The organism is Photobacterium jeanii (assembly GCF_001650345.1).
Lineage (GTDB): Bacteria > Pseudomonadota > Gammaproteobacteria > Enterobacterales > Vibrionaceae > Photobacterium > Photobacterium jeanii.
In genome coordinates, this window is the sequence record NZ_LVHF01000029.1 from 46,481 (window position 1) to 70,260 (window position 23,780).

At 43.8% G+C, this 23,780-nt stretch carries 15 protein-coding genes and 1 tRNA gene; 10 read left to right on the plus strand and 6 right to left on the minus strand.

Going from position 1 to position 23,780, the window contains the following annotated elements; all coding sequences use genetic code 11:
- The first annotated feature begins 6 nt into the window (after window positions 1-6).
- The 5 genes from A3K86_RS15075 to melA all read left to right on the plus strand — a co-directional run bounded on the left by A3K86_RS15075 (window position 7) and on the right by melA (window position 5,001).
- Entirely contained in the window at window positions 7-534 is a 528-nt protein-coding gene (locus tag A3K86_RS15075) for a MerR family transcriptional regulator (RefSeq protein ID WP_068332802.1), read from the plus strand.
- Window positions 535-786: 252 nt separating this feature from the next.
- The gene (locus A3K86_RS15080) at window positions 787-1,803 is read left to right on the plus strand and encodes a sugar ABC transporter substrate-binding protein (RefSeq protein ID WP_068332817.1); all 1,017 of its coding nucleotides are present in this window, start codon (window positions 787-789) and stop codon (window positions 1,801-1,803) included.
- On the plus strand, window positions 1,803-2,558 hold the full coding sequence (locus A3K86_RS15085; RefSeq protein WP_068332819.1) for an ATP-binding cassette domain-containing protein: 756 nt from the start codon (window positions 1,803-1,805) through the stop codon (window positions 2,556-2,558). The genes A3K86_RS15080 and A3K86_RS15085 overlap by 1 nt, the downstream gene beginning before the upstream one ends.
- The gene (locus A3K86_RS15090; protein WP_068332826.1) at window positions 2,558-3,547 is read left to right on the plus strand and encodes an ABC transporter permease; all 990 of its coding nucleotides are present in this window, start codon (window positions 2,558-2,560) and stop codon (window positions 3,545-3,547) included. The genes A3K86_RS15085 and A3K86_RS15090 overlap by 1 nt, the downstream gene beginning before the upstream one ends.
- A gap of 89 nt (window positions 3,548-3,636) precedes the next feature.
- Window positions 3,637-5,001, plus strand: coding sequence for an alpha-galactosidase (melA, locus tag A3K86_RS15095; protein WP_068332829.1), 1,365 nt, complete (start codon window positions 3,637-3,639; stop codon window positions 4,999-5,001).
- Between the two features lie 106 nt (window positions 5,002-5,107).
- Here melA and A3K86_RS15100 read toward each other — a convergent pair whose 3' ends face one another.
- The gene (locus tag A3K86_RS15100) at window positions 5,108-5,647 is read right to left on the minus strand and encodes a redoxin domain-containing protein (protein ID WP_068332832.1); all 540 of its coding nucleotides are present in this window, start codon (window positions 5,645-5,647) and stop codon (window positions 5,108-5,110) included.
- Window positions 5,648-5,853: 206 nt separating this feature from the next.
- Window positions 5,854-6,699: an enoyl-CoA hydratase/isomerase family protein gene (locus A3K86_RS15105; RefSeq protein ID WP_068332835.1), complete on the minus strand. Its 846-nt coding sequence runs from the start codon at window positions 6,697-6,699 to the stop codon at window positions 5,854-5,856.
- Window positions 6,700-6,874: 175 nt separating this feature from the next.
- Here A3K86_RS15105 and A3K86_RS15110 point away from each other — a divergent pair, with 175 nt between their 5' ends.
- From A3K86_RS15110 to A3K86_RS15125, 4 genes are all read left to right on the plus strand, one after another.
- Window positions 6,875-7,861 (plus strand): zinc-dependent alcohol dehydrogenase family protein, encoded by a 987-nt coding sequence (locus A3K86_RS15110; protein ID WP_068332837.1) that lies wholly within the window; start codon window positions 6,875-6,877, stop codon window positions 7,859-7,861.
- 145 nt (window positions 7,862-8,006) lie between these two features.
- Window positions 8,007-9,356, plus strand: coding sequence for an MATE family efflux transporter (locus tag A3K86_RS15115; protein WP_068332840.1), 1,350 nt, complete (start codon window positions 8,007-8,009; stop codon window positions 9,354-9,356).
- An 11-nt stretch (window positions 9,357-9,367) separates the two neighbouring features.
- Entirely contained in the window at window positions 9,368-10,261 is an 894-nt protein-coding gene (locus A3K86_RS15120; RefSeq protein WP_068332843.1) for a LysR family transcriptional regulator, read from the plus strand.
- A 196-nt stretch (window positions 10,262-10,457) separates the two neighbouring features.
- Window positions 10,458-14,096: a hypothetical protein gene (locus A3K86_RS15125; RefSeq protein ID WP_068332846.1), complete on the plus strand. Its 3,639-nt coding sequence runs from the start codon at window positions 10,458-10,460 to the stop codon at window positions 14,094-14,096.
- 65 nt (window positions 14,097-14,161) lie between these two features.
- Here A3K86_RS15125 and A3K86_RS15130 read toward each other — a convergent pair whose 3' ends face one another.
- The 4 genes from A3K86_RS15130 to A3K86_RS15145 form a co-directional block, all read right to left on the minus strand.
- A complete protein-coding gene (locus A3K86_RS15130) occupies window positions 14,162-15,088 on the minus strand; it encodes an FAD:protein FMN transferase (RefSeq protein WP_068332849.1) in 927 nt (308 codons plus the stop codon).
- A 95-nt stretch (window positions 15,089-15,183) separates the two neighbouring features.
- Window positions 15,184-18,198, minus strand: a complete 3,015-nt coding sequence (locus tag A3K86_RS15135; protein WP_068332852.1) for an NADH-dependent flavin oxidoreductase — start codon at window positions 18,196-18,198, stop codon at window positions 15,184-15,186.
- Between the two features lie 474 nt (window positions 18,199-18,672).
- Window positions 18,673-20,490: an RICIN domain-containing protein gene (locus A3K86_RS15140; RefSeq protein ID WP_068332855.1), complete on the minus strand. Its 1,818-nt coding sequence runs from the start codon at window positions 20,488-20,490 to the stop codon at window positions 18,673-18,675.
- Window positions 20,491-21,082: 592 nt separating this feature from the next.
- Window positions 21,083-21,173 (minus strand) — tRNA-Ser (locus tag A3K86_RS15145).
- Window positions 21,174-21,500: 327 nt separating this feature from the next.
- Here A3K86_RS15145 and A3K86_RS15150 point away from each other — a divergent pair.
- Window positions 21,501-23,705: a sensor domain-containing diguanylate cyclase gene (locus tag A3K86_RS15150; protein ID WP_068332858.1), complete on the plus strand. Its 2,205-nt coding sequence runs from the start codon at window positions 21,501-21,503 to the stop codon at window positions 23,703-23,705.
- Window positions 23,706-23,780: the final 75 nt, after the last annotated feature.

Consider the following 23,780-nt stretch of genomic DNA (forward strand, 5'->3'; position numbering starts at 1 on the left):
CAAGCTATGTTCACCATCACTCAACTCGCTCGACAGTGTGATGTCTCTCGTACCACAGTACTATATTACGAACGAGCAGGATTATTAGAACCGGCATCTAGAACAGAGAGCGGTTATCGTACGTATAGTCATCGAGAAGTCGAACGCCTTAAAAGCATTCTTTCTTATCGCTCCTTTGGCGTTCCGGTCAGTGATATTGCGCCACTGTTAGAAACAGCCAATGAGCAGGAACAAGAGCATATTTTACGCAGACAATTTAACGCGTTAGAAAACGAAATCCAAAAGCTCAGAAAACAGCAAAAAGCCATCTTCGTTATGCTCAATCAAAATCACGAAGCTCAACCTAGTATCATTTCCAAAGAACGTTGGGTTGAAATGATGGCTGCATCAGGAATGAGTGAAGATGACATGACTAACTGGCACATTCAGTTTGAGAAAATGGAGCCTGATGCCCACCAGCGTTTTTTAACTTCACTCGGTATTGATGAAAATGAAATTTCTCAGATGCGAAAACGATTTAGCTCTGAGACGTAGCCTCCCCCTCCTTTATGCCACCCTCTTCAATAAGGGGGTGAAACTCAAAGCATTAACAGTAATTAACAAGCTCGTTACCAAGCTCTCCTCAGTTAAGTATTTCGAACTTATAGGTTCTGCGAATACTGTCATATTTCTCACAATCGTAATGATTCGATATCTTATTTTTTAGTGTTTTATTTTGATCTAGTCATCAATAAGTAGGATTATTATGCGCAATTAGTGTATATACCATATCGGAGTATCATTCCAATGAATAAGATCAGAACATTCCTCTGCTCACATGTACAAAAACCGTGCACAACATTAGCTACAGCCGCACTACTGGCTGGTGCCTCTCTGAGTGCTAACGCAGCGCCTTCAGGCAAAGATATGTCAATTTGGTTTGATGTGGGTGGCCCGGTTGGCGGCCCATACGCTACCGTAGTACAGAACGGTGCAGTACAAGCAGCAGAAGATCTTGGCGTTGATTTACGTGTGATCTACTCTGATTGGCAACCACAGAAAATGGTAGAAAACTTCAAACAGGCTATTGCAGCTAAGCCTACAGGAATAGTAGTGATGGGCCACCCTGGAGACAGCGCATACAAGCCACTCATTGACGAAGCCTATACCAAAGGCATTCAAGTCACAGCTGTTGATACTGCGTTACCTGAAACCATGGCTGCCCAGCAAGCAAACGGTTTTGGTTATGTTGGCGTAAGCAATGCCGAACGCGGTATTCAATTAGCAAACCAAGCACTTCGCGAAGGCAAATTCAAAGCGGGTGATCGCGCTATGGTTTGGGGTATTAAAGATATCGCAGAACGAAGTGATTCAACTCGCGGCTTAATTTCAACCCTTGAAAAAGCAGGCTTAAACGTCGATTTCATTCAAATCTCACCAGAAGTCGATAAAGACCCATCACTTGGTACTAGCGTGCTTTCTGCTTACCTTGCTCGCACCCCAGACGTAAAACTCATCATGGTGGATCACGGCGCACTGACCTCTCAAATGGGTAACTTTCTTCGTAATGCAGGTGTTCGTCCAAATGAGCTATTTGTCGCGGGTTTTAGCCTTTCACCAGCAACATCAGATGCCATTAAAACGGGTTATGTTCAGCTAGTTGCGGACAGCCAACCTTACCTAATGGGTTACCTCTCTGTGGTTCAAGTTGTACTAAGCAAACGCTATGGCTTCTCAGGTCTAGACATCAATACTGGTGCTGGCTTTGTCAACGCAGGCAACATTGATTTCATTGCGCCATTGGCTGCCAAAGGCGTGCGTTAATGAGCAACAATGTGTTAGAAATTACAGGGCTGAACAAGTGGTTTGGCCCTGTTCATGCGTTAAAAAATATCGAGTTCTCCCTTCGTCGTGGCGAGGTTTGTGCCTTGCTCGGCGATAACGGTGCTGGCAAATCAACCCTAATCAAATTAATCAGTGGCGTGGAAACCATAGAGCAAGGACAGGTGCGCATTAACGGTCATCGCCTTGATATCCCAAACTATGGAGTAAAACGCGCTCGTCAACTAGGCATTGAAACCGTCTATCAATCTGGCTCTTTAGGGGAGCAACAGAGCGTTTGGCGCAATTTGTTTTTGGGTAGGCACCTTAGAAACAAACTGGGCTTTATCGATCAAAAAGAAGAACGCCGCCAAGCGGCTGCGCTACTTCGCAAACTTGATTTACGTGGTGTCGGTGCTGACATAGATACTCCCGTCAATTTACTTTCCGGTGGCGAACGCCAAGGGCTTGCTATTGGTCGCGCGATGTTATTTGATGCTAGCGTTGTCATTTTAGATGAACCCACTACCGCCCTTTCTCTTGGCGAAGTCGACAAAGTTTTACGATTCATCGAAACGCTCAAAGAACAGCAACGTGCTTGCTTATTAATTACCCATAACATGAATGATGCTTTCCGCGTTGCTGATCGCTTCGTCGTCATGGATCGCGGACACATTGTCGCGGAATACCACAAATCAGATATGACTCAAGACGCGCTTCATAAAGCACTGCTCGATGCAGTTGGGAGAGGCGCATAATGATGTCGTTTTTATCCCGTCACCGCATTCCAACCTTAACCGCGATTATCTTAATCGGTTTATGGGCGATTTTTGCCTATCTCAGTCCGCAAACTTTCCTTCATTTGCGGATTTACACCTCGTTCATGTCAACCATTCCTTTCACTGCAATGTTGGCTTTTGCCCTGACACTATTAATCATTGCCCGTGAAATCGACATGAGTTTCCCCTCCGTGGTTGCACTAGGCGGGTATGTGTTTGCTGCGATGTTCAAAGCAACGCAATCGCCAATAATCGCTTTGGTTGCAGCGCTATTAGCTGGTATTGCATGCGGCGTTTTGAATGGTTGTTTGGTGGTGGTGTTTCGCATTCCTTCCATCATCGCCACTATTGGTACTCAATTCTTCCTTGGCGGCTTAACCACGGTCTTAGCCGATGGTATTGCACTCAGCATTCCAGAGGTGCGTGAAACCGCGCTTCATGGTTTGTTAGTCGGACGCATTGCCGAGATCATTCCAGCGCAAGTCCTATGGGCTGGCGCGCTCCTTGCCTTACTCTGGCTCTTGCTCGCTTGGCATGTATTTGGCGATAACGTCAACTTCATTGGCGACAACCCAAACGCGGCAAAAATGATGGGCGTCCCCGTTGCTCGCACACGTATGTTGCTCTTTATGCAAATGGGCGCGATTTCAGCCTTAGTCGGTGTTTTTGTCAGCCTCGAAATGAGCAGTTGGTGGCCCAATCAAGGGCAAGGATACATGTTGCTAGTATTCGCTTCGGTATTTATTGGTGGCACCTCGGTACTTGGAGGCAGAGGTACATTAATCGGCACTCTCTTTGGCGCCAGTATCATCGGTATTTTAGAAGCTGGGATCATCAGCGCAGGATTGGCAGGGTTTTGGACCCGCTTGATTTACGGCGTGATCATCTTGTTATCACTGGTCGTTCACAGTGTTCTACTCAAACAGCATTCACGCTCATGGCGACAGCTTTTCACAATAGACTCCTAAGGAGTTAAGCCAACCAATATCATAGTTGGCTTCATCGCTGCTCGTCTGAGTGATTTTCGTTTTTTGGTTTCATAGTAAAAGGATTCGTTATGGCACAAATTACTATCATTGGGGCGGGCAGCGTTATGTTCACTCGCCAAATTTGCTCTGCATTGTTGTCTTATCCTTCGCTGGCAGGTTCAACCATCATGCTTATGGATATCCAACAAGATGTACTGGCAAAAAGCGGACAAGTAGTCGCTAAAATGATCGAGCAAGCCCAATTACCCGTTACCGTCAAAATGAGCACAGATCAACGAGAAGCACTTCAAGGTGCTGACTTTGTGATTAATGCAATTCAAGTGGGCGGGCTTGAACCTTGGCGATTAGATATGGATATTCCAGCCAAGTACGGTGTTATCCAAGAAGTGGGCGATACCATGGGACCTGGAGGGATTTTCCGCGCTCTACGCCACATTCCACCTATGCTCGCGATACTGCGAGATATGGAAGACATTTGCCCTCAAGCACTGTTCATCAATTATGCTAACCCACTTGCGCCACTAACTTGGGCAGCGAAAGAGTTCAGCTCTATTCAATCTATTGGTCTGTGCTACGGCGTGCGATACACAGTGGCTCAACTGGCGGGTTATTTACAACAAGGGGCTTGGGTTGATCACCCTTCAACTCCTGAGCGCTGGCAACAATTGATGTACCATGAAGTGCCTGACCATATTGATTATGAGTTTGCTGGTATCAACCACATGACGTGGGTCACCAAGATGCACGCCAACGGTGAAGATCTTATGGCGCAGATCCGTGAACTTCCCAACCAATCAGAGGTTTACCAAGCCGATGGCGTACGCTGTGAAATGCTAAAATTCTTCAACTACTGGTGCACTGAAAACCACTGGCATTGCAGCGATTACGTACCTTACTTCCGTAAAAATGAAGAAATGATCAATCACTTCTTGCCACTGCGTTGGGATCTACTCGCGCTAGAAGAAAAAGTCCATGCCGCGGGTAAAGCCGAAATTGACGCTCAGCTAGCAGGCAAACAAGACTTTATCATTGCACCCAATATGTTGAATGCACCGAAAATCATTAATGCCATGCTTAGTGGTGAGCGCACACGTATTAATGGCAATGTGGCAAACCAACAACCCGATGGTTTGTTAATTGATAACCTTCCGCAAAACTGTGTGGTAGAAGTGCCAATTTGGGTTGATGACAAAGGGCTTCAGCCACAAGCGATGGGAAGTTTACCAACACAGTGCGCGAGTTTGATTAAATCCAATACTGCCGTACAAGAGCTAATTGTTGAGGCTGCGCTTAATCGCGATCTCGATGCCGCACGTTACGCATTAGCCTTAGACCCAGTTACCGCAACCGTCTGTACCTTGGAGCAAATCAACGCCATGTTTGAAAAAATGGTCGAGGCACAGCAACCTTGGCTACAGAGCTTTAACAGCTAGCGCTAACTCACCTCAAAAACGCTTTTAAACAAGGCACCATAAACAAATCAGCCCATTCGATAAAAATGGGCTGAAATAGCATTCTCATGGTGGACATAAGTTAAAGCTAATAATCCAAAGTCCCGCGAATAGGATAATGATTTTCAGGATCTCGTATCCAAGCAAGACCGCGAGTCAACGCCCCCAACTCTGGACGAACAAAAGGATTATTGGAAATATCAACAACGTGCAAGTTTCCATGCTCATTTACGATAAATAAACCGGGTTCAGAGAAGTTATGATCCGTTTCTTTTTCCGAGCGCGGCAATGAAATATACACGCCTAAGGTTTTCATTTGCTCTTCGGTTAAGCCGTAAGCGATAGGAAAACTTACCTCTAGCTGCTCTAAATGCGCTTCTAGTTGATGTTTCGCATCCCCCGATACAGCAAGAATATCAACACCTGCATCAGAAAATGCTTGTTTGTAACTTTCGATTTCATTCAAATACTTAGTACAAAGCGGGCAATGCTTACCACGATAAACAAACACCGCCTGCCATGTCGCTTCACCTTGCGGTTTCCCCAACGTTACCCTGCTGCCATCCAACAACGTCGCATCTAATGAAGGGAAAGTATCTCCTGCCTTAAGCTTCACCGAATGTGCCATGTTCACTCCTATTCCAGTACTGATAACAAAGCCTAAAACTAATTTAGATACCCACGGCGGAATGTACAAATGCTGCGTTATTTCCTTAAATAAACAAGCAACAAGGCAACAAGCCAGCTATTGAGCTAAGGGACAAGAATAATTTCGCCCCAGTATCTCGGGGCGAATGAATAGCAACAAAAGCACTGCTCACTTAGCCTCAGAAGTTATTTAATATCTTGCACCTTCATCACCAAGGTTTCCCAGTTCCTTTGATTTTCAATATCGTGTTCTAAGCCTTGTTCATCGGCAATTTGGAAGCGTTTCACTGCAGGCGTTTTACTGGTCGCTTGATATAACCAGTACGCCTCTGCTTTCAAGGCATCCTTAATAGGCTGATCAATCGATTCATACACCATTTGTTTACATGCATTAATTGATTCAGCCGGAAATTTCGCAATACGTTGCGCTAACGCATCAACATAAGGACCAATTTCATCAGGTTCTAACGCTTTATTAATTATGCCGTAAGCTTCTGCTTCATCCGCATCAAAATCCCTTGCACTTAGCACAATTTCTAATGCTCTACCTAGCCCAATCTGACGAGCCATACGCGATGCACCGCCACCACAAGGTAAGATCCCCATCCCCACTTCCATTTGCATGAATTTATACTTACCTCGTGCGGCAAATCGCATATCACACGCAAGCGCAAATTCATGACCACCACCACGAGCAAAGCCTTCAAGCTTGGCAATCGTGGCTTGCGGTAGTTTACTGATCCTCTCTAATACCACTTGCAAATCAAGTAGCTGCGCATCTTCACGAGAGACCGCCTCTGTCGACATATCTTTAAGCAAGTCGGTATCGTAATGACAAACCCAAATTTCAGGATTAGCCGATTGAAACACCACCACTTTCACACGGCGATCTCGCTCAAGGCGCAAAGCTAATCCATTCAAATCAGAAAGCATCTCTTGCCCTTGTACATTCACTGTACCAAAGTCGAATGTTACATAGAGAATCGCGTCTTCTTGTTTTGCCGTAAACGTTGCGTAGCCTTCGTAAGCCATAACACTTTCCTTTCTTCAAGTTACTGCGCTTGCAAACAACAACTAAAGAATAAGAACAGAACGCCTGCTCAACTATTAAAGAAAAGTTAAAACTGATTCGTCATTTAGCGCCATTATCAATTAAAACTGAGTACTTATACTGAAACCATACAAATTACAGTAGAGGTTAAGTGCAATGAAAGCAGCGGTCATTCGTCAGTTTGGTGGAACAGAAGTATTTGAATTAGCAGAAATCCCAAAACCAGAAGTTAAAGCGGGTCATGTTGTTGTTAAAATCGCCGCATCGAGCGTCAACACCATTGATATGATGCTGCGTGAAATGGGTGAGGCACTGCCTTTCCATCCTCAACTACCGGGCGTTTTAGGTATGGATTTCGCAGGTACTGTGGAAGCTATTGGTGACGGTGTCACTGGTTATGCCATTGGCGATGAAGTTTTTGGCTGCGCTGGAGGACTTGGAGATATTCAAGGCTCATTAGCAGAATACATGGTCGCAGACGCTGAGCTAATCGCACACAAACCCAAAAACCTTTCAATGCGTGAAGCCGCTGCAATACCTCTTGTCGGCATTACTGCATATGAAGGTTTACAGCGAGCTGGGATCACACAAAATCAAAAAGTACTGGTGCACGGTGGTGCCGGCGGTGTTGGTCATATTGCCGTTCAATTAGCACGACACTTTGGTACTGAAGTCTTCGCTACTGGCGCAGCAGGCGAACAGACCGATTTAATCAGCAACCTTGGCGCTACCGCCATCGACTTCAAAGCAGAATCAGTCGCTGACTACGTTGAAAAATACACATCTGGTACTGGCTTTGATCTCATCTTCGATTCTGTAGGTGGTGCTAACCTGAATAACTCCATCGAAGCGGCAAAGCTTAACGGACAAATTGCCACTACCCTAGCCATGCATGAGCAAGATCTAACTATGGTTCACATGAAAGGACTCTCACTGCATGTCGTATTCATGCTGATCCCTATGATCCACAATCACAACCGCAGTGAGCACGGTAGAATCCTTAAAGAACTCGCAACCATTGCAGAAGCTGGCGCATTAAAGCCTGTACTTGATAACCAAGCGTTTACGCTTCAAGAGGCTGGAAAGGCACATAAGCGACTTGCAAGTGGTCAAGCAATTGGTAAAGTTGTCGTCACAATATAAGCGTGTAGTTACATAATTTCATGAATTTTTACGATCAACCTTGAGGTCTGCGAATGTAGACCTCATTTACTGTATTCGTTACATATCAATCTGATCACTTAATCATTCAGGTTGATATTACTTTAATGACTGAGGTGATGTTGTAATGCCCATGCTTTCCCCGACACTAAAACTTGTACTTCATAAGACACTCCCCCTAACTATGGGCGTGTTTGCAATTATGCTAGTACAGTTAGTCGATTCGATTTTTATCGGCATGTTGGGGATTAACGAGCTTGCTGTACAAGGGGTCACCCTCCCCTTTCAAACCGCAATAATTGGTTTGCAAGTCGGCATTGGTGTTGCCGCTACTGCCATCATATCGCAAGCTTGTGGCGCTAAAGATACAACTAAATCCACTTCAACCGCCACCATGACAGTTACACTTGGCACCAGCTTAGTGGCTTTAATCTGTGTCGGACTTTGGGCGTTGAAAGGTCCCATTCTTGCCGCTTTCGTGACAGAGGATGTGTCATCATCGCACTTTCAGATTCTGCAAGATATCTTCAATTCGTACTGGCCATTTTGGTTATTGAGCGCGACCTCGGTCGCTGCACTCTATTTAGTCACCTGTGTATTTCGCGCAAACGACGATACCAAAACCCCTGGGCAAATGTTCTTCTTAGCCAGTGTGATAAACCTTATTCTTGACCCTCTTTTCATCTTTACCTTTGATATGGGTATTGTAGGTGCAGCCGTCGCAACAACCACAGGCTATGCCTTTTGTGCCGTCTATATGTTGCTAAAAGCAAAAGCCAAACATTGGTTCAATGCAATCAGCGACAGCTTAAACCGCTTCAATTATCTGATCGAACTTGCACAAGTCAGCTTAGCGACCACTCTCAATCAATTACTTCCTGCGATCAGTGCCTTTACCTGCATGGTACTGATTTCACGCATCAGCACCAATGCGATGGCGTTTTGGAGCTTGCTTACTCGAATGGAAAGCTTTTTGCTGGTGTTCACGCTCGCGTTGACCATGTCAGTTCCACCTATGATTGGGCGCTATTTAGGTGAAAAACAACCCGAAAAAATCGCAGCGTTACTTACAACGACTGCCAAGTTCTTACTCTTCTTTCACTTGACAATGGCATTAGTGATCGCAACGAGCTCAAGCCTGTTAATTCCATTTATTAGCCAAGAACCCACTATTCAAGATTGGCTTTCGACTGCACTTTGGGTGATCCCATTTAGCTATGCGCCGCTAGGTTTATGCATGCTAGTGGTCTCTGTGCTTAATGCGCTTGGTGTGGCAAAACAAGCACTGCAGGTATCGTGCGTTAGACTTATTGTGTTCTACATTCCAGCAATTTGGATTGGCGCCTCGACCGGAGAAACCCTAAATGCGGTATTTGCAGCAGCTGTTGCCAACATACTAGCTGGCACTTATGCTTGGTACCGACTCAGACTCTACATGCGCACACCTGAACCTTGTAAACAGGCGATTGAAATATAAGGAAGTTAGCGATGAACATTGACCATCTTCGACTGTTTGTCAGGGTCGCAGCTACCCGCAATATTAGCCAAGCAGGAAAAGAGATGGATCTGTCAGCCCCTGTGGCCAGCATGCACATCAGCAAACTCGAAGAGAGTATTGGCGCCCGTTTGATTCATCGTACAACCCGAAAAGTATCCCTCACCGAAGAAGGTGAAGCTTTATTGCCTTATGCGGAAGAAATTATTCACAGTGTTGATGCTGCTCGCGCTACCGTAGGAACAGGTAAAGCCCAACCTAAAGGAACATTAAGAGTCACGGCACCCGCTTCTTTTGGGCGTATGCATTTAATACCCGCTTTGAATGGCTTCCTCGATCAATATCCTGATTTATCGATTGATATACGGCTTACCGACTCCATGGTTGATTTAGTCGAAGGGGGTTTTGATGTCGCCATTCGCAATGCAGATCTAAAAGATTCGAGCCTTATCGCCAAAAAACTCGCTTCTGATCAGCGCATTATGTGCGCCTCTCCTGACTACTTAGCACAATACGGTGAGCCCAAATCACCCAACGATCTAAAAAATCACTTGTGCATCAATCAAGCAGGACTCGATGGTTGGACATTTGACACACCAGACGGTGCACTGCATATAAAACCCAAAGGTAAAATTCGAATCGACCATGGTGAAGCCGTTCGTGATGCTGCCGCGGATGGAATGGGAATCGCTAAGTGCGCGACGTGGATCGCCTATCAGCATCTTAACAACGGCTCTTTAGTCAGAGTGCTACAAGACACCCCTTTGATTGATAATGCCGCCATTTGGGCGGTATACCCAAGTTCTCGCTTATTGGCACCCAAAGTACGCGCTTTCATTGATTACTTTGCGCAATATTATGGTACTCCACCCTATTGGGACTGCTGAATAACGACAATACGCATACTTCAACATGGAAAGATGACACTCACCAATTCGCTCATATAACGAACAACCTGTATGAGCATATAGGCAAACACATCAAATTTTTCGGCTCAAACGCGCACTATCCGGCAAACTTGCTTTTACCACTAGCAGATAAAAGTTACTGTTATAAAAGTAATTAATTTAATAATGCCGCGCTATGAACCAATTCGATAAAAATAAAATCATCCCCCTCGATGTCCAAGACCCACAACAAATCAAAACTGCGTTAATCCAATACCAAACGCTACTGAACACAGATCAAGCATTCCATAACCAAGAGTTTGATGTGGAATTCATACATAGTAGTAACGATGAACAGCGACGCTTACAGCCAAGTGATGCTGGCAGTAACCTAACGTTATTACAATCTGCATTAAATATGGGCCAAGAAGGCGGTTCCCATTATTACGATCATGAAATCACCGACGACTGCGAAACTTATATCTCTGAAGTGATCTTGTTCGCGGCTGCACTTCAATATCCTGAACTCAAAGATACCGTTGTCGATACTGCTAAAGCCATTGTTGCCATCACTCGTCGTATGAACGATACCAGCGATATGTGGATTGATGACATGCGTGTCTTTGGTATTGAAGCCTTGTACATGCTGACATGCACAGACCTGCAATATGCTTACCTTATCGGGCAATATTTCATTCCTTACTGGGACGATGAGCACGCCACTCAGTATGAAGACTATCTTGCTTCGTTATTACAAAAACACGGCTGGCATCCAGAAATCATCAAAGCCTTCATTTGGTGTGATAATCCCTCGTTCCGTAAAGGGATGTTCATGAATGACCCTTACAGCAATACAGTTAGTTATCAACCGCTTGGTGATTACTTGCAAGAAAATCCCGATCAATACGCTAGCTTTAAGCAAATGGTGATCGCACGTTTTCAAGCTGAGCCTGTTTTATTGTGCCGTATTGATACCACGGAAGAAGAAGAGGAAGATTACAGCCAGCATAGCCCTGTGGTATGGCTATACCAGAGCCTTTTCCCTCACACCAGTTTTTACGATGAGGAAGAAGCACTCGATGCCTTCATGCAACAGCCATTTATGGCAAGCACGTTGGAAAATGAAGCTTATGATCTTGAAGCTACCATTCGTGACCAAGTTTCAAACATCTTAGTTAAACCTTCAGAAGGTGCATTAAAAGAACGAGCAGAATACCTCGCTTATCTGGCTCGTGGTGAGCGCCAATGCGAACTTAACTACGGCACCGAAGTGCTTAAACCTCTGATCCTGGCCATGCCTCAAGGTGAGGATCTTTGGCTCTACATTGAGAATGGTGAAGACCGAAGTGCGTTAGATGCATTGGAAGAAATTGAGCTGATCCCACTTGCCAAAGCGCATGCGCCTGAGATGTCAGCTCAAATTGAAGATCATCTTTGTAGCTTTGAATATAACAACCAAGGTATTACAGAAGAACTCAGTAGTATTCTAGAGTTGGTGCGCGGTGATCTGCTAACCAATCATTTCGGTGATGAGTCCACTATTGAACATGAAAATGGGTTAATTACTACACTAACTGTCACTCCAGATAGCAAAAAAGCGCTACTCGAGGCTCGCCGCCAACAATACCTTCGCGTGATTGACGTTTTCTATCATGCACTAGGTAAACGTGAGCTTCGAGAATACATGATGGAGTCTCTTACTGAAGATGATGAGCCACTCATTTCACGTCAAGACTATTTTCGTCGCTACAGTCAGTTATCTAACGCTGAAATCGATTCAGACAACGATTCTGAAGCTGACAGCGAGGCATTAGAGCCAGCACTTTCACGCGATGTGGAATCAATCTTTGCTCAGTTCACCGATGAAGATGAGATCCTTTACAGCAAAGACTTAAAACACGTAGATGAAGTGCTGCGAACATCACGTGAACTGTGCCACCCGCAACATTGGCCTGAACCTGATATGGGCTTTATGGCTCTAGCGAGTTACCAGCTATATCGCGATTTCAACGAGCAAATTGGCGACGATGTTACCCATGCCTTGTTCAATTATTTAAATGAACACAATGTTTGGGAAATGGCCGCTTCAAAGATCATCAAAGAAGCCTATAGTCATGGTGCCTATTACTGCCCTGATGATAGAGGCTTAAAAGAAGATGATATTGCTCGTATCAAAGCTTACTTCAGCGCAGAAAAACCGGAAGATGACCAAGCAAGTCTATTAGCTTTGCTGGAACCACAACTATTCCGTGACGATTGCTGCCGCAGGAGTAACATCTACATCAACAAGTACAGTGAATATCAGCCGGGCTATAAGCTATTCAATGATCATGATGAAGACTTCCAGCGCTTTACTCTCATTGCATTCTGGCTACGCCAACTTCCGCTGCCTATTCGTGTACAAGCCGATCGTCTATGGCAATTTATTATCACTCTAGCGCCAGTACGGGCTGCTCGTAACGTCTTACGTGCCTACTCGGATGATTCCTACGATATTGAATTTGCCAATGTTCTTGATAGCATCAACATTCATGAGCAACTTGAAAAAGCGGGGATCAGTCAAGGCATTTTAAGTGCTTATGAAATGAGCCGTCAGTTCTATGATGAAACGCGCTACTCACAATGGCTGAGCATCTACAGTGAGATCACAAGTACCAGTACGAGTATGTTCGGCAGCATCGACCGTAAAAAAGCAGAAGCGATGGCTGACGGTTTAAAATACATCAACGAACACGACAAAATTGAGTTTCTTCATCATGCTTCGCTTAAATACCCTGAGATCCCACTCGATCTCAAGCATGATTTAAAGCGTGCGCTTAACATTATGGTGCAGCTGAATATTCATTCTTGGGAGCAAGCCCTTGCTCACGAATACGGCAAAGCATGTTTGTTCAATGGTGATGGCGATAAAACACCCGCCAAACTTCGTCTTCCTATTCTTAGCGATGAAAATACAGTGCATGACAAGCCTTGTCATATGGACGGTATGAGTTGGATGTCGCTCACTGTTGTACAAAAACGTGCTAGCTCAGAGCATGGTGATCATCATGCAATCATCATGGCCGATCATGAAGTACCGTTAGAGTTATACCAAGAAGCGCTACCACGTGGTCCGTTGCTCATTTTTGCAGAAGATGTCGATAGCCAAGCTATAGTTTCACGTATCGCTGAACTGCAAAACCTAGAAGCGCGTATTGAGCATATTGTGGCACAAACTCTAAGCTACCTTGATGGCGATGTTGATTTCGACGCCATAGCGTCACTGTATGCTGAGCACCTCTCCGGCGAATACTTCAGCCCGAACGCTGAAGAGTACACCATGTACGGCTTGGATCAGTTCATTTGGACTATGGAACCTGAGCGCCGTGATCGCTTCACTAAATTGTTGTTCAACCACAACTATCGTGGTTTCAAGATCATTGAGCGCAACTACGAGAAACCATGGCTGCACCACCAGCTTACTCAAGGTGAAATCAACTTCGAGACCTACCTTGAGCGCGTACGCGAATATGAAAATGAAGCGACAGAAACTGGCATGCGCTTCTTGCTTAACTGGCTAATGGAATTGGAAGTAAACCCTGCCCACATTACGCTGTTCTGCATTAAGTATTCGCAATTCGATGCTTGTTGTGAATTTATTCATGAGCATGCTCGTGAAAGATTAAGCAGCTTCAAAAAGGCGCTAGCCTACCTTCATGCAGGTCGTCGCGCAGAACTACCAGAGATACTTAGCAAAGCAAGCGATGCCGAAAACCTCATCGCCCTACTCGCAAAAGATCGCTCACGGGTTGTAAAAGAAGCGGTAGCTAAATACCTACCGAGTGTAGCTGAGTAACCTTGGTCACTTTCAAGTGAAACACGAGTTATTGATAGTTCAAAGCCAGCGTAAAGCTGGCTTTATTACATTTGAAAACCACGAGTCACATTCACTCGCCCTTGTTTTGACACTATCACAGCTTCAATTCCTGCTTGCGCATTTAAATATGTAAGTGCACTTTCAACTGACGGTAAAAAGCCAGCTGTGCTCCAAATTTCACCATCAACCGATTGCTGAGAAATAATGGTTAAGCTAGCAATGTCCGTTGAAATTGGCATCCCAGTTTGAGCATCCAACAAATGATGGTAGCGCTGCCCGTTTGATTCAAAAAATCGCTCATTGATACCTGATGTCACCATCGACATCCCCTGTAAAGGCACAACACGAAGCACATCACCACGATCTGATAATGGGTTCTGAATCCCTACATTCCATGCTTTGTTGCTGTTATCTGGCGAATGACCGATGGTCAGTACGTTCCCACCCAAACTGATAAACCCGCTTTGCACGCCAGCTTCAACCAGTTTGTTTTTTACCTGATCGGCAAAGTAACCTTTAGCAATCGCGCCCAAGTCTATCTCCATCCCCTTTTGGCTGAGAAACACCAAGTGATCATCTTCATTCAAAATGATCTTGGTGGGATCAACCAAAGAAAGCTTTTCAGCAATGATCTTCTGTGAAGGCACTCTGGCATCTTTAAAACCAATTCGCCAAGCTTTTACGAGCGGACCGACTGCAATATTAAAAGGATTTCTTGTGTCTTCACTGTGCTGTTTAGCAAGCTTTACTAAGCCAAATAGATCCTGCGCTACGCCGACAGGCGCGATGCCCGCATGTTGGTTGACGCGCATCAACTCAGAGTCAGGTTGATTGACCGTAAATCGCACTGCGTAATCGGCGAGTTGGGCGTAGGCTTCTCTGATCAGTTGCTCACCGTTCGAGTGATACACCACCACATCGATAAAGGTGCCCATCATCTGAAATCTAGCGCTGTATTTATTCGTACTCATCGATTTCTCCAAACGCTGAATGCGGAAAAAGAGGGAAGCATTACTCCCCTCTTATTTATTACTTATCTTGCTCTGTTTCGCTCTTGAATGAGAGCTTAAACAAGATCAGACGCACTCTCACCAGCGATACGACCATAAGTGAAGATATCGATCAGCGCGTTACCACCGAGGCGGTTACCCGCATGGATGCCACCCGTTACCTCACCGGCAGCGTACAGACCTTGAATAACGTCGCCATCTTTACCAATCACTCGCGCCTTTGTATCAATCTTCAAGCCGCCCATTGTATGGTGAACCGAAGGCTGACGTGGCGTTGCGTAGAACGGTGCTTTTTCCACTTTCAAACCGAAGGCACTCTTATGGAATTTAGGATCCTGCCCCGCATCCACACAAGCGTTGTATTGTGCGATGGTGTTAGTTAGCTCTTGCGTCGGAACGCCAATTTTCTCTGCCAACTCTTCTAGCGTGTCAGCTTGAATAATGATGCCTTCTTTGATTTCGCGTTCGATGGTTTCATCTGATGTATTCGCTGCGGTTTGACGAATGTTCTCGTCAGCAATCATGTAAATCAGACCACCATTATCGAAAAACGCCTCAGAAAGCACGTCACGGCTACCACACTCATCAACAAAGCGCTTACCTTGCTTGTTCACGAATACAAAGTTCTCTGGTGGCACAATCAGACCGGTTAGCAGCGCACCTGATTTAGGGTCACCAACTGGCATTAATTGCACAAAGCCCATACCAACTAATTCTGCGCCCGCTTTCTCACCAATTTCGATGCCGTCACCAACCAATGCTGGTGAGTTTGTGGTCTTGATGTCGTCCGCGATTTCTTTCCAGTATGTGTTGTACTTTTTGATCATCTGAGTGTTTGCGCCGAAACCACCAGAAGCCAACACCACACCATGATTCACATGTAGGATAAGCTCGGTACCGTCCGCTTGAACCGCTTTGATGCCCACCACTTTACCGCTATCAACCATCAAATCCGTCGCTCGTGTATCTGTAATGATGCGACCGTTTTGCTCTTGGATGCGTTTTGATAGTTTGTCGACAAACTCTACGCCTTTTGGACGTTTAGGTTTGTGTGCACGACGCCACAAGGCACCAACTGGGATCTCAACAACGCTACGGTCAAAATCAATGCCCTTTTCACTCAACCAATCAATAGATTCCATAGAGCGAGATGTTAGGGTTTCAACCAAATCGTATTGACCATAAATCGATTCACCGTTTAGGTCGGTACGTTTACCGCCAAGGTAGGTTTGAATGCGGTGTAACTCGACAGAATCAAACAAGTACTGCTTGCCGTTTTCAAGGTCTGTAAAGTAACCGTCTAGTTGTGCTTTAAGTACTTTGAAATCTTCAAGGTACTCACCCGCAAACTCGGATTCCGCTGTTTTCGCTAACAGCATCAAGGTTTCTTTTTCGCCAGGGAGTGCTGGGAAATCACCTTGCCATTTTGGTTCTGCCGCGTTCACCCAACCGCCAGTACGCACCGTGTTACCACCGATTGCAGGGAACTTCTCAAGCAAAATAACCGACTTGCCTTTGTCTAGTGCCGTCAAGGTTGCACTCAAGCCAGCACCGCCGCCACCAACAACCACGATATCCACGGTTTCTTCGATGGTTTTCGATGACCATGCCACCGCTTCTTTAGCTTTGCAGCGCAGTGCCTCTGAGTTACCACCCGCCAGATCAACCGCGTTCGATACCCCGTCCAGTACCGCTTGGCTGCTGACTGTCGCACCTGAAATCACGTCGATGTTCAGTGTTTGACCATCTAGGATTTGCTGTGGAATACGCTCAAAAGCTGGGTTCGCGATACCGTCTGATTCTTTTGATGAATCGACCACAATATTAAGAATTTTGTCTTCTGAGAAAGTCACAGTCACAGGCAAATCACCATTGTGGCCTCGTCCGTATGCTGTGTATTCCCCCGTGTTAAATTTAATAGGAACGTTCTGCAATTCTTTGATGCGTTGATGCTTCAATGCTTCCGCTGCGCTATCTACAATCATGTAATCCATGATTTCCCAAAGCGGTGTGGGAATTTGCAGCGCTTCTTGCTGAGCAATATCAGCAAACTCAGCACAGGTTTCATCGTTTAACGCTTTGCTTGCCCAAGTTGGCTCAACCAAATACCCTTTACCGACACTGACCATGTCGTAACCTTGCTCAAGTGCGTTTTCTGCATCTTTGCGCTGAGCAATGCCACCCACACCGATCACAGGCACTTTCGCCACACTTTCAGACTGAAGCTTACGGTATTTATCGATAAGTGGTTCTTGATCTTCTGGCGTAACGATTGAGTTACGTAACCAACTCCCCATTGAGAAATGGAAGTAATCCAAACCGTGAGTCGCAAGCTTGTCTAGTAAGAACATGGTGTCAGCAAAGCGAATGCCCGGCTGTTCAATCTCTTCAGGAGAGAAGCGGTAACCGATAATGAAATCAGATTTATTGTGCTGCTCAGCCACTTGCTTAGTTTTTGCAAGTACAGCTAGTGGAAAGGAAGTGCGTCTCTCAATGTTACCGCCCCATTTGTCTTTACGACGATTAGAGTGCGGCGAGAAAAATTGTTGAATCAGGTAGGTGTTAGCACCGTGGATTTCAACACCATCGAAGCCTGCTAGGATTGCACGATTGACTGCATCACCAAAGCGTTCGATCATCTCTTCGATTTGCGCTTTGGTCATCTCAAGTGGCGTTTCAGCATTGTCACGAAGTGCAGCCACAGGGCTCGCAGAAATCGGTTGGTGTCCGCCATTGAACTCAGGATTTGCCATACGACCCGCATGGTAGATTTGCAAAATTGCTTTAGAGCCTTTCGCTTTAATCGCATCGGCAAGCTTAGTTAAACCTGCAATTTTGCTGTCGGTATCAATACCGAGCGCACCCGGGAAAGCACGGCCGTAATTCTCTACAAACGCACTCTCGACAATGATCACACCTGCATCACCAGAACGTGCCGCGTAGTAATTGATCATCTCTTGCGTTACGCCGCCATCGAAGAATGCAGATTGAATCGTCATCGGTGCCATCACGATACGATTGTGCAGTTTGACCCCTGATTGAAATACAATTTCATCGACTAACTGAGTCATAAATAATTTCCTTTAACAGCTTAATTCTCATATCAAAGGCACCTACATTCCGACTGTCGCAACACAAGTATTTTTAATATGAAAACCAATACTTTCCAGCTTGATAACCACAAAAATACTATTGATTTATTAGTATGAGTAAAATGAATTGTTTGCATTTTTGACATTACCAATACGCATAATCCAGTAAATAACTAAACCCAAATCGCTGATTTAGCCATCTAATCAATCGTAATTAGCAATTTAAAAACAATAGGTTAGAGATAAAAGCCAACAGAATCAGCCAGCAAAAAAAGCTTTGGTTTTCTGGCACGGTCATGGTGGAATTTAAATGAAAAACAAGGAAGTTAATGAAAGTAAAGCCTGTCGTTGCTTGTTGAACGCGAAGTTACAAACTATGTAAATAATAAAAAAGCCAACGCTAAAGTTACTTAACGCTGACTTTGTGATCATATTAAGTTTCTGATTTTGAGATTAACCACCGACTTTAAAGTCACCTAGACGAGAGTCGAACAAATTATCATTCGATGCCATATCAGCAGATTGGACTTTTAAAACATCAATCCTATCGCCGCTATCAGATGGTTGAAGCACTTTTAATCCATCAATAGTTTGCGTGTATAAAAGTGAGAAGTTTCGAGCTTCATCGTGCCATTGCCATACCAAATTATTGTTATTCACTGTACGAGAACAATCAGCCACAGCTAATTGTTCCTGCTGAGTTGATAAACATTTGTTGAGGTCATTTGCATACACATACTTTTTGTTATTTGGCGTATAGTAGAAAAGTTGACGAATATCACCTGCAACACAATTTGACAGTGAGATAGAATCATCTTTTCCTACGGTCATACACTGTGATTGCTGATCTGAGCCTTTCAAGGAGGATAATGTTACAGGCTGAGCCCCAGAGAAAATTGAACTACTCCAATCAATAGTAAACTGAGTCGATTTTCGATATTGATGTAGAATAAATTGTTTATCATATGGATTATAACCTGCCTGAGAACCATGATAATAAAGTCTACCTGCAGCCCAGTAGCTATAACCCAACACATTCATACCTGTAACCTCTGCATTAATATTCAATGTAGAGAGCCCTGTTTTATAATATGGGCTAGCATATGTTGATGAAAAGACTGGTACAAAACCATTGGAGTAAGGTGTGCCTTTTAGCTTATATAAATCCATTGGATCATCATAAGAACTACTTGCGTAATTCCAACACCAGTTCTCTGTATTTTTTAACAGATTACAGTATCCTTTGTGATCAGTAATATGAGATCCATAACGTTTATTACGATAGGTGATTTTAAATGACTTGGTGTCATTTGTGACATCAAATCCCATAAAGTCACCATTTTCGTACGTGACTGTCTCAGACGATTTCACGCCAATAGACTTAATAGGCACTTTAGGAACACTAATACCAATATTGATATCTACTGTTGAAGTTTTGCTGAACTTGGAAAGATTCTTATCCGTATTTTTTGGTTCAAAATCATAGAGTTCTACATCACTCTCATTTAGAGATGTGTTAATTGAGACTTGATCAAGATAATCTGGGTAAGAATAATAGCGAGACTGATGAGGTGCATATCCATCCTGAGTCCAGCCTCGAGGCGACTTACCTGTAGCATGGAAATTTATACCAGGACTTTTCACCAAACTGACCCTAACAAACTTCTTGTTATCAGGTGAAACTAAGCCAAATTGGTGGAAAAAAGGATATCGAGAAAAGAAATCAAGTTTATATTCAAAAACCGCTTTTTGGCTACCGTCATAACGTTCTGTTTTTGAAAATGGAATTTCTTCTCTAACATATTTCGTTGTAACCAGATTCTGTTGGGTACTACCACTGCTAAAACTTGTAGAGCGCTTATGTCTCGTAGGTGATTTTACCGCTTCCTCATTATAAGAGTTGACAGGTTGGTCGACTTCAGTGATTAACGCATCAGGTTTTATCTCATTCAACAAGCTAATCACGCTATTTAACTGGCTATATGGGTTCTTAATGAGAAGATAAGGGTGTTCAAACCCAACACCTATTAAATGTGCCGTTTTCTCTTTTCTTTGTTCAATGTCAACAGCACTGGAGTTGATAAATACATATTGATTACAACCACTAGGTATCATTTCTGTCTCTAAATTAGAAAGATCAACAAAGCATCTTTCATCATAAGAAACAGCTCCGGTAAGAATAGACTGAATCTCTTCATTACTCATATTTTGAGCAAATACCCCTGAAGAAAAAAGCAAGCCTAAAGAACTTAATGCTAATACAGTTTTCATTATTAAATTCCATATTAATTGATTATAAATGACAAACTTAATATTTACGCACTAAATAAATACCACAGCTATAAAGATATTTTTGAAAAAGTTTCAATTGATGTGCAACAAATCAAATGACAAACGATTGCTTTTTAATGAAAAATAAAATTCATCATATTTCATAAATATTATTTACTTTCAATATTAATTTCTTACTACAATCAAATAGCCGTTAAGTCATCTCTTAAGCTATTTTAAACTCATTAGAGCTTTATAATTGAAAATGCTAGTTCTAGACATGCGCTAAAAGCCCTAGAGGCAACAGAGATAGGGATTTACTGCTCGCAAGCTCGCGCCCTTCGGGCTATTGCCTGTTCGCGCCTTCGGCACAGGCAATGTGCTTTCGCTTAGCTCAGGTGAACCCAGCTCTAGGATTCAGCACCCTATTTCATCATCACAAAATTTAGGCGAAAAAAAAACCGCTGAATGTTCAGCGGTTTTCTTAAATGTGGCGGAGCGCTCTGGGTATGGCGGATTTGATTCAAATCCAATTCCACCACCATAGCCAAATGCAAAAAAGGCGCTGATAAATCAGCGCCTTTCTTAAATGTGGCGGAGAGATAGGGATTTGAACCCTAGATACGCTACAAACGTATGCCGGTTTTCAAGACCGGTGCTTTCAACCACTCAGCCATCTCTCCGTAAGTGCGGCGAATAATATAAGGTTCTCAGAAGGCTGTAAAGACTAAATTTAACGTGGCAACACCGACCGAACAGTAACCCAACAAAGCGAAAAAGTTTTAAGCAAACCAACAGCAAACATCAACGTTGCATATCGCATGATCACATAACAAAACTATTACCCATGTAATATCTTCTCAATTTTTGAATCAAGATATACTTTATGCAAATCTGTAACTATTAATAAAAACAACGGAATGTGTAGTTAATTATATTATTGTCCAGCTGACACAAATACGGTATAACATACCGTTTATAAAAATGGATGCCTACATGGATAGTGAACCATGATCAAAGCCCGCATACTTTCACAAATACTAACCATGCTCACGCGCTTGCAACAAGAGCAAGGTCGAGATGCTGTTAAGCAAGTTCGTAAGAAAATCGAGCTAATGATTAAAGAAGCGGATATAACGCTTCCAGAAGAATACGTTAGTTTTCTGAATGCTTACGACGTTTACCGCTGTCGTCCCATTGAAGAAGCAATCCCTCACTTCATTCATTGCCAGATGCTGTGCGAGAACAACCAAAATACAGTACTTTATATTTACTGTGATCTTCACTTAGGAACTATCTACTCTCTCATAGGGCAATTTCATCAATCGCTGAAACACTTTTTAGCAGCATTATCAAACAACAGTATCGAAGATGATAACCTCAAGCTGCTCCTCAATTTAAACATCAGTGATGCTTACATCTCTCTTGGTGACTTCTCACGAGTCAAGAGCTATAGCCTAAAAGCTATTGGCCTTGCCGAACTATTAAACGACAAAAGTTGCTTAACACTTGCGCTAGACAATGCCGCTATTGCAGAAGGCTATATCGGCAATTTCATCGCGGCCAATTTCTATATTGAGCGCAGCATTACCATTGCTCATGAGTTAGCGTGTCCACGCTCACTCGGGTTTGCGGTTGGCTATAAAGCCCGTATAGAAGCAATGCAAAACAATGACGAAGAAGCAAAACTTCTTTTTGAACAGGCCGATGCACACTTCAAAGCGTCTTACGAATACTATGGGAGAGGTGACTGTTTATGTTACTTCGCCGCTCTGCTATTTAAGCTCAATGACTATGAGCTTGCCTTACAACATGTTCACCAAGCCCTTGCTCTGATAAAAGCAGAAAAAAACTACCAGCTACGTATTCGTTTATTTGAACTCGAAGCCAAGATCTACAAGCGACAAGGCAAATTACTGCTTGAAAACCTAGCCATCGAAAAGCAAGCAAAGCTTTCCGCTGAAGAACTCAAACGTGCTACTCATAGTGAAACGCTTTATATCGAGAGTATCCTGCAGCTAGGCGAACAAAAACGCGAACACGACACTTTACAGCAACTGCATAGCAAGCTGAAAATCATCACCGAGATCGGACAAAACATAGCAACGATCACCAACCTTAATGATTGTTTGCTCGATGTAAGCCAGCAAGTAAACAAAATCATCCCTATCCATGTGTTTGGGATTGCGTTGTTTGATGAAGAAAATAAGGTTTTAAATTATAACCACTTCATCGAAGATGAGACTTTAATTGCTCCTTTCACCATCAATTGTGAGCACATTTCGAGCCTAGGTGCCTACTGTATTTACCACCAGCAAACTCTATTGCTTAATACCAGCTCATTAGATGAAGTGACAGGGTACATTGATCCTAAGTACCTTGATAGACAAATGTATTTTGGCGATGGTGAACAAAATCAATCCGGCATTATCACCCCGATAAAATTGAACAACAAAACCATTGGTGCTTTGTTCTTAGAGCACCGCACTGCGTTTTTATATCAAAGTTATCATTGTGAGTTAGCCGAGCAGTTAGCCAGCTTTATTGCTGTCGCGCTAGAAAACCAACGACAAACCCAAGCTTTGCATCAACAACAACTTGCCTTGGCGACTATAAATCAAAAGCTTGATATGTTGTCGCGCCAAGATCCTCTAACCCAGCTTTATAACCGCTACGAACTAGAGAAAGTCGTTCCTGAAGTCATTGCCAATGCAGTAGAAAAGAATGAGCCACTAACCTGCTTGATGATAGATGTTGATTACTACAAGGGGTTTAATGATTTCTACGGTCATCACAAAGGTGATCAAGTGCTAGTGACACTCGCCAAAACCTTCCAGCAAGTATTTAACGCTCCCAATGACTATGTGTTCCGCTATGGTGGTGACGAATTTTTAATGCTGCTTGCCGGGCAAACATTGCAACAAGCAAAAGAAAAAGTAGCGATCGTTGAGAAAGCAGTGGCAGATCTTGCTATCTCGCACAGTCAGTCAGCCTGTAGCTCAGTACTCACCTTGTCAATCGGTGGTTATTGTTGCCACGACCTTTATAATATGGGGCTAAATCGCCTGATCCAGAAAACTGATAAAGCGCTTTATCAAGCTAAAAGCCGAGGTCGAAATACCTTTGTTGGCTACGAAGAGCAGCAAGCAGTGAAGAAGAACACAATGCAGCACAAACAAGTAGATGAACAGGCAAAGATCAGTGATAGGTGCTGAACACAATAAAAAAGAAATGAAATCCAGATAAAAAATATAAAAGAAAAGCCGCACCATTGCAGTGCGGCTTGGTTT

Excerpts from the sequence above, each read along its gene's own strand:
- A3K86_RS15075 (WP_068332802.1), top strand. The coding sequence starts at position 7 with ATGTTCACCATCACTCAACTCGCTCGACAGTGTGATGTCTCTCGTACC.
- A3K86_RS15080 (WP_068332817.1), top strand. The coding sequence starts at position 787 with ATGAATAAGATCAGAACATTCCTCTGCTCACATGTACAAAAACCGTGC.
- A3K86_RS15085 (WP_068332819.1), top strand. The coding sequence starts at position 1,803 with ATGAGCAACAATGTGTTAGAAATTACAGGGCTGAACAAGTGGTTTGGC.
- A3K86_RS15090 (WP_068332826.1), top strand. The coding sequence starts at position 2,558 with ATGATGTCGTTTTTATCCCGTCACCGCATTCCAACCTTAACCGCGATT.
- melA (WP_068332829.1), top strand. The coding sequence starts at position 3,637 with ATGGCACAAATTACTATCATTGGGGCGGGCAGCGTTATGTTCACTCGC.
- A3K86_RS15100 (WP_068332832.1), bottom strand. The coding sequence starts at position 5,647 with ATGGCACATTCGGTGAAGCTTAAGGCAGGAGATACTTTCCCTTCATTA.
- A3K86_RS15105 (WP_068332835.1), bottom strand. The coding sequence starts at position 6,699 with ATGGCTTACGAAGGCTACGCAACGTTTACGGCAAAACAAGAAGACGCG.
- A3K86_RS15110 (WP_068332837.1), top strand. The coding sequence starts at position 6,875 with ATGAAAGCAGCGGTCATTCGTCAGTTTGGTGGAACAGAAGTATTTGAA.
- A3K86_RS15115 (WP_068332840.1), top strand. The coding sequence starts at position 8,007 with ATGCCCATGCTTTCCCCGACACTAAAACTTGTACTTCATAAGACACTC.
- A3K86_RS15120 (WP_068332843.1), top strand. The coding sequence starts at position 9,368 with ATGAACATTGACCATCTTCGACTGTTTGTCAGGGTCGCAGCTACCCGC.
- A3K86_RS15125 (WP_068332846.1), top strand. The coding sequence starts at position 10,458 with ATGAACCAATTCGATAAAAATAAAATCATCCCCCTCGATGTCCAAGAC.
- A3K86_RS15130 (WP_068332849.1), bottom strand. The coding sequence starts at position 15,088 with ATGAGTACGAATAAATACAGCGCTAGATTTCAGATGATGGGCACCTTT.
- A3K86_RS15135 (WP_068332852.1), bottom strand. The coding sequence starts at position 18,198 with ATGACTCAGTTAGTCGATGAAATTGTATTTCAATCAGGGGTCAAACTG.
- A3K86_RS15140 (WP_068332855.1), bottom strand. The coding sequence starts at position 20,490 with ATGAAAACTGTATTAGCATTAAGTTCTTTAGGCTTGCTTTTTTCTTCA.
- A3K86_RS15150 (WP_068332858.1), top strand. The coding sequence starts at position 21,501 with ATGATCAAAGCCCGCATACTTTCACAAATACTAACCATGCTCACGCGC.